This window comes from Enterococcus quebecensis (assembly GCF_001730365.1).
Classification (GTDB): Bacteria; Bacillota; Bacilli; order Lactobacillales; family Enterococcaceae; genus Enterococcus_L; species Enterococcus_L quebecensis.
In genome coordinates this window covers 215625-227766 of record NZ_MIKB01000015.1, presented here as the reverse complement: position 1 = coordinate 227766, position 12142 = coordinate 215625, and the positions used below count along the sequence as shown (strand labels likewise).

Annotated in this window: 12 protein-coding genes; 9 read left to right on the top strand and 3 right to left on the bottom strand. The window is 38.6% G+C overall.

The annotated features are described in order from the left end of the window. The first annotated feature begins 43 nt into the window (after positions 1–43). From deoB to BCR23_RS10720, 5 genes are all read left to right on the top strand, one after another. Positions 44–1210 carry a phosphopentomutase gene (gene deoB / locus BCR23_RS10740; RefSeq protein WP_069635484.1) on the top strand — a complete coding sequence of 389 codons (1167 nt, stop codon included), beginning with the start codon at positions 44–46 and terminating at the stop codon, positions 1208–1210. Between the two features lie 10 nt (positions 1211–1220). Beyond that, positions 1221–2039, top strand: coding sequence for a purine-nucleoside phosphorylase (locus BCR23_RS10735; RefSeq protein ID WP_069635483.1), 819 nt, complete (start codon positions 1221–1223; stop codon positions 2037–2039). 27 nt (positions 2040–2066) lie between these two features. Beyond that, the gene (deoD, locus tag BCR23_RS10730) at positions 2067–2774 is read left to right on the top strand and encodes a purine-nucleoside phosphorylase (RefSeq protein WP_069635482.1); all 708 of its coding nucleotides are present in this window, start codon (positions 2067–2069) and stop codon (positions 2772–2774) included. Positions 2775–3071: 297 nt separating this feature from the next. Beyond that, positions 3072–4274: an iron-containing alcohol dehydrogenase gene (locus BCR23_RS10725; RefSeq protein ID WP_083241945.1), complete on the top strand. Its 1203-nt coding sequence runs from the start codon at positions 3072–3074 to the stop codon at positions 4272–4274. A gap of 37 nt (positions 4275–4311) precedes the next feature. After that, entirely contained in the window at positions 4312–4659 is a 348-nt protein-coding gene (locus BCR23_RS10720; protein WP_069635481.1) for a hypothetical protein, read from the top strand. Between the two features lie 55 nt (positions 4660–4714). Here BCR23_RS10720 and gpmA read toward each other — a convergent pair whose 3' ends face one another. From gpmA to rpiA, 3 genes are all read right to left on the bottom strand, one after another. Further along, entirely contained in the window at positions 4715–5401 is a 687-nt protein-coding gene (gpmA, locus tag BCR23_RS10715) for a 2,3-diphosphoglycerate-dependent phosphoglycerate mutase (protein ID WP_069635480.1), read from the bottom strand. Between the two features lie 212 nt (positions 5402–5613). Then, a complete protein-coding gene (locus tag BCR23_RS10710; RefSeq protein ID WP_069635479.1) occupies positions 5614–6201 on the bottom strand; it encodes a recombinase family protein in 588 nt (195 codons plus the stop codon). 131 nt (positions 6202–6332) lie between these two features. Beyond that, positions 6333–7010: a ribose-5-phosphate isomerase RpiA gene (gene rpiA, locus BCR23_RS10705; RefSeq protein ID WP_069635478.1), complete on the bottom strand. Its 678-nt coding sequence runs from the start codon at positions 7008–7010 to the stop codon at positions 6333–6335. Positions 7011–7626: 616 nt separating this feature from the next. Between rpiA and rpsL the strand changes: the two genes are divergently transcribed. The 4 genes from rpsL to tuf all read left to right on the top strand — a co-directional run bounded on the left by rpsL (position 7627) and on the right by tuf (position 12068). After that, on the top strand, positions 7627–8046 hold the full coding sequence (gene rpsL, locus BCR23_RS10700) for a 30S ribosomal protein S12 (RefSeq protein ID WP_010761696.1): 420 nt from the start codon (positions 7627–7629) through the stop codon (positions 8044–8046). A 56-nt stretch (positions 8047–8102) separates the two neighbouring features. Continuing rightward, on the top strand, positions 8103–8573 hold the full coding sequence (gene rpsG / locus BCR23_RS10695) for a 30S ribosomal protein S7 (RefSeq protein ID WP_010761695.1): 471 nt from the start codon (positions 8103–8105) through the stop codon (positions 8571–8573). Positions 8574–8653: 80 nt separating this feature from the next. Beyond that, a complete protein-coding gene (gene fusA / locus BCR23_RS10690; RefSeq protein WP_069635477.1) occupies positions 8654–10741 on the top strand; it encodes an elongation factor G in 2088 nt (695 codons plus the stop codon). 139 nt (positions 10742–10880) lie between these two features. Beyond that, on the top strand, positions 10881–12068 hold the full coding sequence (gene tuf / locus BCR23_RS10685) for an elongation factor Tu (RefSeq protein WP_069635476.1): 1188 nt from the start codon (positions 10881–10883) through the stop codon (positions 12066–12068). Positions 12069–12142: the final 74 nt, after the last annotated feature.

Sequence of the window (12142 nt, the reverse complement as noted above, 5' to 3'; positions counted from 1 at the left end):
CTTTTTATCAATAGTAAGCAAAAATAAGAAAGAAGGATGGATTATGTTTAAACGCGTACATTTAATTGTTATGGATTCAGTCGGAATTGGGGAAGCACCAGATGCTGAGAAATTCGGCGATGTCGGCAGTGATACGTTAGGTCATATTGCTAAAGAAGCTGGTTTAACAATTCCTAATTTGGAGAATCTTGGCCTTGGAACGATCGCTCCTCTTAAAGATGTAGAAGCTGTAGCCGAACATATTGGTTATGCGACAAAATTAGAAGAGGTTTCTGTAGGTAAAGATACAATGACTGGTCATTGGGAAATTATGGGTTTGAATATCCAAAAACCTTTCCGAGTATTCCCAGATGGTTTTCCAGAAGAATTGTTAAAAAAAATCGAAGACTTCTCAGGACGTAAAATCGTTTGTAATAAACCCTACAGCGGGACAGCAGTCATTGATGATTACGGTAAACATCAAATGGAAACAGGGGATTTGATTGTTTACACGTCTGCTGATCCAGTGTTGCAAATTGCAGCCCATGAAGAGATCATTCCTTTGGAAGAGTTGTATCGTATTTGTCAATACGTTCGTGATATTACAAAAGACGAACCGTATATGATCGGCCGTATTATTGCCCGTCCTTATGTTGGTGAGCCAGGTAACTTTACTAGAACAAGTAATCGTCATGATTATGCCTTAGATCCATTTGGTCATACAGTTCTTGATTCACTAAAAGAAAACGGTAAAGAAGTAATTGCTGTTGGGAAAATAAATGATATTTTTAATGGCCAAGGAATCACCGAGTCTGTCCGCACGAAAAGTAATATGGATGGTGTAGATCAATTACTTAAGGTGATGAGAAAAGACTTTGAAGGAATGAGTTTTACCAACTTAGTTGATTTTGACGCATTATATGGTCACCGTCGTGATGTAGTAGGATATGCTCATGCGATCGAAGCATTTGATTTAAGACTTCCTGAAATCATCAATGCAATGGAAGAAGATGACCTATTGATGATTACTGCTGACCACGGAAATGATCCAACATTCCCAGGGACAGATCACACAAGAGAATATGTTCCTTTATTGGTTTACAGCAAAAAAATGAATAAGCAAGGCAAATTACCTCAAGGGCATTATGCGGATATTTCAGCGACAATTGCTGAAAACTTTGCTGTTCCTAAAACTGAAAATGGCGAAAGCTTTTTAAATAAACTGGTATAGGAGAGAAAAAATGACAAGACTAAGTGAAATGTTAAAAGAAACAACGAGCTTTTTGAAAGAAAAAGGTATTCAAGAAGTTGATTTCGGTTTAATTCTTGGATCTGGTTTGGGAGAACTAGGAGATGAAATAGAAGATGCTATTGCAATTCCATTTTCTGAAGTTCCGTATTTTGCCGTTTCTGCAGTTGTAGGACATGCTGGGAAATTAGTTTACGGCACGCTTTCTGGGAAAAAAGTTTTAGCAATGCAAGGTCGCTTCCATTATTATGAAGGACACTCAATGCAAACGGTGACTTATCCAGTTCGTGTTATGGCCGCAATGGGTGCGCATTCAATCATTGTAACAAATGCTGCTGGCGGGGTGAATGTAAACTTCACACCTGGTAATTTGATGTTGATTACTGATCATATCAACTTTACAGGAGACAATCCTTTAATTGGTGAAAACGAAGACGCTATGGGTCCTCGTTTCCCAGATATGAGTCATGCCTATACGCCGGAGTATCTTGAAACTGCGAAAAAAGTAGCGAAAGATAAGAATGTAGCACTACAAGAAGGTGTATACATGGGCTATTCTGGTCCGACCTATGAAACACCTGCTGAAATCCGTATGTCACGTGTGATGGGTGCTGATGCTGTCGGTATGTCAACAGTATCAGAAGTGATCGTTGCAGCTCATAGTGGTTTGAAAGTTTTAGGAATTTCATGTATCACTAACTTAGCGGCTGGGATGCAAAGCAGCTTGAATCACGCAGAAGTTGTTGAAACAACAGAACGTGTTAAAGCTCAATTTAAAGAATTAGTTAAAGCCATTTTGGTTGAACTATAATAGATTTATTATAAAGGAGAAAAAAATATGAGCGTTCATATCGAAGCAAAACAAGGCGAAATCGCAGACAAAATTTTATTACCGGGAGATCCGTTACGTGCGAAATACATTGCCGAAACATTTTTAGAAAATCCGGTATGTTACAACCAAGTAAGAGGGATGTTGGGGTATACAGGTACGTACAAAGGAGAACGAATTTCTGTTCAAGGGACAGGGATGGGAATGCCTTCTGCAACAATCTATGCCCACGAATTGATCAATTCTTATGGTGTGAAAAAGTTGATTCGGGTGGGTACATGTGGTTCAATCTCTGAAAAAGTTAAAGTTAGAGATCTAGTGATTGCCCAAGCTGCAGCGACACCTTCATCAATGATTAGAAATGATTTTCCAAAATACGATTTTCCGCAAATCGCTAATTTTGATTTACTATTAAAATCATACACAACTGCAAAAGAAAAAGGATTTACGACTCATGTAGGAAATGTCTTATCTGATGATGTCTTCTATAAAGACAGCATGGATGGTGTGTTTGAGCTAGGTAAACTAGGTGTTTTAGCAATTGAAATGGAGGCTGCAGCGCTATACTATTTAGCAGCTAAATTTGATGTGCAAGCACTAGCGATTATGACTGTTAGTGACAGCCTAGTAACAGGCGAAGAAACAACCGCTGAAGAACGTCAAACAACATTCAACGATATGATCGAAGTAGGTCTAGAAACAGCATTACACAGTTAATAGTTTAAAGAGATTGAGAGCAGTTATCCGCCTCAATCTCTTTTTATTGCAAATCACAGCGACTGCATGCAGAGCTGATGATGCGCAATACTTGGCGAACGAAGAGAGCGAAGTTCCGTTCGTACAAAATCACAGCGACTGCATGCAGAGCTGATGATGCGCAATACTTGGCGAACGAAGAGAGCGAAGTTCCGTTCGTACGAAATCACAGCGATTGCATGCAAAGCTGATGCGTCAGAGCAAAGCGAGAGAAGTTTCGGAGTTCTTGTTCTATAATAGAGTGAGGAAACTAATTGAATGGAGGAAGAAAAATTGGATAATTTTAGATTTTATGTACCGACAGATATTCGTTTTGGGAAAGACCGTTTAGCTACCGAACTGACTGATGTACTAAATGTTTATGGGAAAAACGTCCTTTTAGTTTATGGCGGCGGTAGCATCAAGAAAAATGGGTTGTATGATCAAGTTATCGACTTATTTGAAAAAAATCAAAACACGGTTGTAGAACTAAGTGGTGTAGAACCTAATCCTCGTGTCGAAACGGTTCGTCAAGGGATTGAGTTATGCCGTGAGAATCAGGTAGATGTGATTTTAGCCGTTGGTGGGGGTTCAACCATTGATTGTGCCAAAGTTGTTGCGGCAGGTTTTTATTCTGATAAAGATGTTTGGGATCTAGTTTTGGAAAAAGGATACGGCGGCAAAGCCTTGCCGCTAGTGACTGTTTTGACATTAGCTGCGACAGGTAGTGAAATGAATGCGGGTGCTGTAATTTCTAATTTAACAACAAATCAAAAGCTAGGAATGGGTGGTCCTTCAATGATTCCAAAAGTCTCATTCTTAGATCCGCAAAATACATTTACTGTTCCAAAAAATCAAACAGCAGCAGGTTCAGCAGATATTCTTAGTCATTTGTTTGAGAATTACTTCAGACAAACGACTGGGACAGATGTTCAAGATTTTGTTTCAGAAGGCTTGATGAGAACTGTTATTAAAAATTGTCCAATAGCCATTGAAACACCAAATGACTATGATGCACGAGCAAACTTGATGTGGGCTAGTAGTTTAGCGTTGAATGGTTTGACAGGTAGCGGCAAAGGCGGAACATGGTCTTGTCATGCGATGGAACATGAATTAAGCGCGTTTTATGATATTACTCACGGTGTCGGTTTAGCGATTTTGACTCCTAGATGGATGAACTATGTATTATCAGACCAAACAGTGGATAAATTTGCTCAATTTGCAAAAGATGTTTGGGGAATCACTGAGGAAGACAAGATGAAAGCGGCCAAACAAGGAATTCAAGCAACCTATGATTTCTTTAAATCTTGCGGTATCCCAATGACCTTACCAGAAGTTGGGATCAACGAGGATAAATTTGTGGAGATGGCCACACAAGCGGTGGCTCATAGTACAATTAAAACAGATGCTTATGTTCCGTTAGCGGAGTCAGACGTTGAAGCGATTTATCGGGAATGTTTAACTGAATCAATTTTTGTATAGGTAACTCGGTCTATATATAGAAGTGAGGATAAACGTAATGAAACAATTATTTGATGAAACGTATTCTGAAAATCGTACGCTGTGGTACGGCTATTTTAAGGATCTAGAGCAAACTGAATTGATCGAAACAATCAGTCAAATCATCCAAACTGACCTGCAGAAGTCTGTTTCTGTTTTTGCAACAAGTTGGATATTTTATCGTGAACAGACTCAAACGGATGCCCTTGATGAGAATGTACGGTCCTCTATCATGGTTCGTTTAGTTGATGGACAGTATGATGTTCACTATAATATGTCTGATTTTGAGTTTGTTACGCAACAAGATCGTATTGCCCTTTGGCTCCAGCAGTTAAAACAACACTTAAAAGAATCGAGCAAGACATAAAAAATGAGGTTGAGACAAAAAAGTAAAAAACTTTTGTCTCAACCTCTATTAATTTTTATAAGTAGTATTTTTTCGCTACTGTTAGGTCGTCATTTAATTCATAAACAAGCGGTTGGCCTGTTGGGATTTCAAGATCCATAATATCTTCATCTGAAATGCCTTCGATATGTTTAGCTAAAGCACGTAAAGAGTTACCGTGAGCTGCTACTAAAACAGTTTTGTTGTCTAGTAAAGCAGGTGCAATTTCGTCTTGCCAGAATGGTAATGCACGCTCTAGAGTCACTTTTAAGTTTTCTCCACCAGGAACATCACGTTGGTCTAACATTGCATAACGGCGATCGTTTGCAGCAGAACCTTCATCATTTGCTTCCATTAATGGAGGAAGAGTATCATAAGAACGACGCCAAATGTGTACTTGGTCATCTCCGTATTTTTCAGCGGTTTCTTTTTTGTTTAAACCTTGTAATTTACCATAATGACGTTCGTTTAAACGCCAAGATTTGATTTGAGGTACCCATAATTGATCAGAGTTTTCCAAAAGTAAATTACATGTTTTGATGGCGCGAGTTAATACAGAAGTGTAGGCTATGTCGAATTCAATTCCAGCTTCTTTGATTTTGCGGCCGCCTTCGATTGCTTCTTCAACACCTTCTGGTGCTAAATCAACATCAGCCCAACCGGTAAATTGATTCAAAGCATTCCATTCACTAAGTCCATGACGAGAAAAAACTAATTTTGGCATGTATAGCTCTCCTTTGAGTTGTAGTTTCTGAAACTTTCATTTCCTTTTCTATTGTACACCGTTTTAAAATAGATTTCCATTGTAAATTTATTGGTAAATATTGAAAGTTGAGGATATCTAAATAAGGATGTTTTTGGAAAAAAGATATAAATTAAGAAGACTGCAAGGTTTTATTGCAGTCTTCTGTAGAGTTGTTTCTATTAAACTGTAAATTATTCTTGTGAAATCTTAGCGAGATCCGCTTCAGATAAATTGATGTATTTGTAACAAGTGCCGACTGAAACATTGCATTTTGTGGAAATGAATTGAATCGTTTCTTTTTTTTCATGATATAAGTGTCGGATTTTTTTTACGATTTTTTTATCTATCTTAGGACGACCGCCGATTTTTCCTTTTTTTCGAGCATTATTCAATCCGACTAAGGTACGTTCTTTGATTAGATCGCTTTCCATAGCTGATAATCCGTTCATTAACTTAAAATAAATTTCACCCATCGGGTGTCGTGTATCGATATTCTCATCAAGGCTGACTAAATGGATGCCGGATCCTTTAAAAGATTGTGAGAGTTCAGTCAACTGGCAAGTAGAACGTCCTAATCTATTTAAGCGACAGATGACTAATGTGTCACCAGCTTTTAAGTTGCTGAGAACATTCTCCAATTCAGAGACGACATGTTTGGCGTTGGTGATGTCAAAAGACTCGTGAAAAATTTCATCACAACCATAGTCAGATAACGTGTTGAGTTGAGCGTCTAGATCATTATCGTTGATTGTTGTACGTGCATAACCAAATATTTTCATCGTTCGTCCTTTCTAGTAAAAAAGTAAATTAGGATACTAAAAATGTAGCATATAACTAGACGAAATGAAAGTCATTTTTTTATCTTTTTTTAATGTTATTCTTCTTTTTCAAATCTTATTCAAATGTTTATTTACTCTGGAACGTTGATAGTTCTAGGGCCTGTTTCTCCACCAACGATAACGGTTGAAACAATATGAAGAAATAATCCATGTTCTACAACACCAACTAGGTGATCTAAATAATCCCCTAAAGCAATTGGATCATTAATTTCTTTTAAATGAAGATCAATGATATAATGACCGCCGTCTGTCACTAAGATTTCCCCAGCAGATGTTTTGCGTAAAACAGGGGCAAAACCTTTCTCTTCAAACAATTGAACTAATTGCTGACTGCCATAAGGAATTACTTCAACGGGCAATGGGAATTTTCCTAGTTTGTTAACTAACTTAGATTCATCAACGATCCAAATACATTTTTTTGAATAGGTAGCAACGACTTTTTCAAACAATAAAGCCGCTCCTCCGCCTTTGATGCCTTGGAAGTCTGCACTGATTTCATCTGCTCCGTCAATTGTTAAATCCACATAAGGAACTTCATCAATACTTTTTAAAGGGATACCTAATGCTTGTGCCTGACGCTCTGTTTCTTTTGAGGTGGTGACACCAATGATTGATAGACCCTCTTCTTTCACACGTCGACCAATTTCATCTACCATAAATTTTGCGGTAGATCCTGTTCCGAGACCTACGATCATACCATCGGTTACATATTTTGCTGCTTCAATCCCTGCCATTTGTTTCAGATTCATTATAAACATCCTCTCCTGTTTAACTATCACACAAATATAATACATGCAAGAGATCAAAAAAGATAGCTGATTGAATAGCTTTATTGAGATTTTTAATTGAGAATTTATTTAGTAAAGTGAACGGTATAGCTCTTTATAGCTGTTGGATTTTCAGAAGAAAAGTTTTTCCAATCATTTAGTATATTTAATGGTGGCATTTGCAATCGAGTCAGTTATATTAGTCGTATTGAATCTTGAAATTATAGGATAGTTTGTAGCGCTAGATGTCTTTCTTTGTGGGGGGGGCAAATGAAATTCGACCCAATTAATCTTTCGTAACGTTCGCAAAACCAACACCGTATTGAAAAGAAACTGTTTATTTGGCAGTGTGGGTGATGTATAAAAGTAGGCATTATAATTTATCGTTTTAAAAGTAAAGAAAGAAATTGACAAATGAATAGGTGCATGATATGATGTCAAAGGTGCTTTATCTACAGGTCTCTCGTTGGAGACGTGCTGACTGTCTATCGAAGCATATTTGATAATGAGTGCAGAGATTGCATTATTTTTTATCGCTAAAAAAGAACCACCTGGATGTGTGGGACTAGATGCGAAATGAGGAAGGAGGAAACAAGGAATGCCTACAATTAATCAATTAGTACGTAAACCTCGTAAATCAAAGGTGGAAAAATCTAATTCACCAGCGTTAAACAAAGGATATAATAGCTTTAAGAAATCTCAAACGAACGTAAATTCACCACAAAAGCGTGGGGTTTGTACTCGTGTGGGAACTATGACACCTAAAAAACCGAACTCAGCTTTACGTAAATATGCCCGTGTTCGTTTGTCTAACTTAATCGAAGTAACAGCTTATATCCCAGGGATTGGTCACAACTTACAAGAACATAGCGTGGTATTATTACGCGGTGGACGTGTAAAAGACTTACCAGGGGTACGTTATCACATCGTACGTGGTGCGCTTGATACAGCCGGTGTTACAGATCGTAAACAAAGCCGCTCTAAATATGGTACTAAAATGCCTAAAGCTGCTAAATAATTTGACAATCACTAAGGTCTTATATAATAAAGAATTTTCGGAAGGAGGAGTTACGGATGCCACGTAAAGGTCCTGTTACAAAACGCGATGTTTTACCAGATCCAATTTATAACTCAAAATTAGTAACTCGCTTGATCAACCGTGTAATGGTTGATGGAAAACGCGGGATTGCTGCTAATATTATCTATAATTCATTTGATATTATCAAAGAATCTACAGGGAACGACCCATTGGAAGTTTTCGAACAAGCAATGAAAAACGTTATGCCTGTCTTAGAAGTTAAAGCTCGCCGTGTTGGGGGTTCTAACTACCAAGTACCAGTTGAAGTTCGTCCAGAACGTCGTACAACTTTAGGTTTACGTTGGGTTGTTAACTATGCTCGCCTACGCGGTGAACATACAATGGAACAACGTTTAGCGAAAGAAATCATGGATGCTGCCAATAACACTGGTGCTTCTGTTAAAAAACGTGAAGACACACACAAAATGGCGGACGCTAACCGTGCGTTTGCACACTATCGTTGGTAAGATCCTCTCTGTATGTAATTTAACTTTACTGCAGACAGTCACTTTACAATCGATTTAAATAAAGAGAGGAGAAACCTAGAATGCCAAGAGAATTTTCGTTGGAAAACACTCGTAATATCGGTATTATGGCGCACGTTGATGCGGGTAAAACAACAACAACAGAGCGTATTTTATACTATACTGGTAAAATCCATAAAATTGGTGAAACACACGAAGGTGCATCACAAATGGACTGGATGGAACAAGAACAAGAACGTGGTATTACTATCACATCTGCTGCAACAACTGCAGAATGGAAAGGTTACCGTGTAAATATCATTGATACACCAGGACACGTGGATTTCACTATTGAAGTTCAACGCTCATTACGTGTATTAGATGGTGCTGTAACCGTTCTTGACTCACAATCAGGCGTGGAGCCTCAAACTGAAACAGTTTGGCGTCAAGCAACTGATTATAAAGTTCCACGTATTGTTTTCTGTAATAAAATGGATAAAATCGGTGCGGATTTCTTATACTCTGTAAACTCATTACATGATCGTTTACAAGCTAATGCTCATCCAATCCAATTACCAATTGGTTCAGAAGATAACTTCACAGGGATCATCGATTTAATTACGATGAAAGCTGAAATTTATACAAATGATTTAGGTACTGACATTCAAGAAACTGAGATTCCAGAAGAATATATGGATCAAGCAGTTGAATGGCGTGAAAAATTAGTTGAAGCTGTTGCTGAAACTGATGAAGACCTAATGATGAAATATTTAGACGGTGAAGAAATTACAATCGAAGAATTAAAAGCGGGTATCCGTCAAGCAACGATTAACGTTGAATTCTTCCCAGTAATGTGTGGGTCTGCCTTTAAAAATAAAGGTGTTCAAATAATGCTTGATGCAGTTCTTGATTACTTGCCATCACCACTAGATATTGATGCAATCAAAGGGATCGACGTTAAAACAGACGAAGAAACAACTCGTCCTGCTGATGACGAAGCACCTTTTGCATCACTAGCATTTAAAGTTATGACTGACCCATTCGTAGGTCGTTTAACATTCTTCCGTGTCTATTCTGGTGTCCTTGAAAGTGGTTCATACGTATTGAACGCTTCTAAAGACAAAAAAGAACGTATCGGTCGTATTTTACAAATGCACGCGAACACACGTAAAGAAATCGACAAAGTGTTCTCAGGAGATATCGCTGCCGCTGTTGGATTGAAAGATACAACAACTGGTGATACTTTATGTGCGGTAGATTCACCAGTTATTCTTGAATCAATTGAGTTCCCAGAACCGGTTATCCAAGTAGCTGTTGAACCTAAATCAAAAGCTGACCAAGATAAAATGGGTGTGGCTCTGCAAAAACTTGCAGAAGAAGATCCATCATTCCGCGTTGAAACAAACGTTGAAACTGGTGAAACAGTTATCTCTGGTATGGGCGAATTGCACTTAGACGTATTAGTAGACCGTATGAGACGTGAGTTCAAGGTTGAAGCAAACGTTGGTGCTCCTCAAGTATCATACCGTGAAACTTTCCGTGCGCCTTTAACTCAGGCAGAAGGTAAGTTTGTACGTCAGTCTGGTGGTAAAGGTCAATACGGACATGTCTGGGTTGAATTTACACCAAACGAAGAAGGAAAAGGTTTTGAATTTGAAAATGCCATCGTCGGTGGTGTGGTTCCTCGTGAATACATCCCAGCGGTTGAAAAAGGCTTGGCAGAATCAATGAACAACGGTGTTCTTGCTGGATATCCATTAGTTGATATTAAAGCAAAACTTTACGATGGTTCATACCATGATGTCGATTCAAATGAAACAGCCTTCCGTGTAGCAGCTTCTATGGCTCTACGTGCGGCTGCTAAGAAAGCTAACCCAGTTATCTTAGAACCAATGATGAAAGTAACGATCACTGTACCAGAAGATTACTTAGGTGATATCATGGGACACGTTACAAGTCGTCGTGGACGTGTTGAAGGAATGGAAGCACACGGTAACTCACAAATCGTTAACGCGATGGTGCCTCTAGCTGAAATGTTCGGCTACGCTACAACATTACGTTCAGCAACACAAGGTCGCGGTACATTTATGATGGTCTTTGACCACTATGAAGACGTACCAAAATCTGTACAAGAAGAAATCATCAAGAAAAATGGTGGAAACAACGCTTAATAGTTAAGAAATAGCTACGTGCTTATTTATGACTAGGATTTTCTAAGGATTTCAGGTAAACTAATTAAAGATGATCAGGTAGTTGTCACTATCTATCAAATAAAAATAAAATTCATATATTTTAGGAGGAACATTTAAAATGGCTAAAGAAAAATTTGACCGTTCTAAACCCCATGTAAACATTGGTACTATTGGACACGTTGACCATGGTAAAACTACATTAACTGCTGCAATTGCAACTGTGTTAGCTAAACACGGTGGCGGTGAAGCTCAAAACTATGCTGATATCGATAACGCTCCAGAAGAAAAAGAACGTGGTATCACAATCAACACTTCTCACATCGAGTATGAAACTGATGCTCGTCACTACGCGCACGTGGATTGCCCAGGACACGCGGATTACGTTAAAAACATGATCACTGGTGCTGCACAAATGGATGGAGCTATCTTAGTAGTATCTGCTGCTGATGGTCCTATGCCTCAAACTCGTGAGCACATCTTGTTATCACGTAACGTTGGTGTACCATACATCGTTGTTTTCTTAAACAAAATGGATATGGTTGATGACGAAGAATTATTAGAATTAGTAGAAATGGAAGTTCGTGATCTATTATCTGAATACGACTTCCCAGGTGATGACACTCCTGTTATCGCTGGTTCTGCTTTGAAAGCCCTAGAAGGCGACGCTTCATACGAAGAAAAAATCATGGAATTAATGGCTGCAGTTGATGAGTACATCCCAACTCCAACTCGTGATACTGACAAACCATTCATGATGCCAGTTGAGGACGTATTCTCAATCACTGGACGTGGTACTGTTGCTACAGGTCGTGTTGAACGTGGAGAAGTTCGCGTTGGTGACGAAATCGAAATCGTTGGTATTAAAGAAGAAACATCTAAAACAACTGTTACAGGTGTTGAAATGTTCCGTAAATTATTAGACTACGCTGAAGCTGGCGATAACATCGGTGCTTTATTACGTGGTGTTGCACGTGAAGATATCGAACGTGGACAAGTATTGGCAAAACCTGCTTCAATCACTCCACACACAAAATTTAAAGCTGAAGTTTATGTTTTATCAAAAGAAGAAGGCGGACGTCACACTCCATTCTTCACAAACTACCGTCCTCAGTTCTACTTCCGTACAACTGACGTAACTGGTGTAGTTGAATTACCAGAAGGTATCGAAATGGTAATGCCTGGTGATAACGTAGCAATGGACGTGGAATTAATCCACCCAATCGCTATCGAAGACGGAACTCGTTTCTCAATTCGTGAAGGCGGACGTACTGTTGGTTCAGGCGTTGTTTCAGAAATCACTAAATAATTTAAATATAACTATTTAATATAAAGCAATAAAACCGACGTAAAACATCGGCGTACTCGGACGTAAGTCGAAGG